The sequence below is a fragment of the Bacillus sp. CGMCC 1.60114 genome (assembly GCF_042676365.1).
GTDB lineage: Bacteria > Bacillota > Bacilli > Bacillales > Bacillaceae_G > Bacillus_A > Bacillus_A rhizoplanae_A.
In genome coordinates this window covers 1-585 of record NZ_JBHTHG010000096.1, presented here as the reverse complement: position 1 = coordinate 585, position 585 = coordinate 1, and the positions used below count along the sequence as shown (strand labels likewise).

Sequence of the window (585 nt, the reverse complement as noted above, 5' to 3'; positions counted from 1 at the left end):
CCCCATGCCTATCAAACACGTCACAGAATTACATACTATCGTATCTATTTTTAATCCGAAATACAAAAAGAACTTGTAGAAATCACTACAAGTTCTTTTTAGGGCTAGGGTAAAAAATAGAAAAAGATAAACAATCTCATAAGACATACTAACCTAAGGAGAACTGTCTTAATAATTTTATTATATATGAATAATAACCAAATATTACATTTAAATACAGAAAAAGATATTTTTTACTAAGAAATATTTTTGGGGTACTTCAAAATATTAGCTTGATAGCGATGTCGTGTGACCCCTAAATACAAAAAAGTATTAATTTTGCTGATAAATATTTACATACTTGCAGGGATAAAATTTGAATTTTTATATGGTCAACCCTAGTTTATCCCAATAGAGTAAACCCTATTGGGATATTTTATTGAACCTGGTATAATGGTACTTCGGAGTGTCCCATATGACTTGTTTCAAAACAGGAGAGTAGAATATGAGAAAAATAGGGTATGTACGAGTAAGTTCTGTTGATCAGAACCCAAAGAGACAATTACAGCAAATGAACGAAATTGGAATAGACATTATATATGAAGA

Annotated in this window: 1 pseudogene; it reads left to right on the top strand. The window is 29.9% G+C overall.

Going from position 1 to position 585, the window contains the following annotated elements:
* Positions 1 to 484: 484 nt before the first annotated feature.
* Positions 485 to 585: pseudogene (locus ACFQZ1_RS14525) on the top strand (recombinase family protein); the annotation flags it as partial.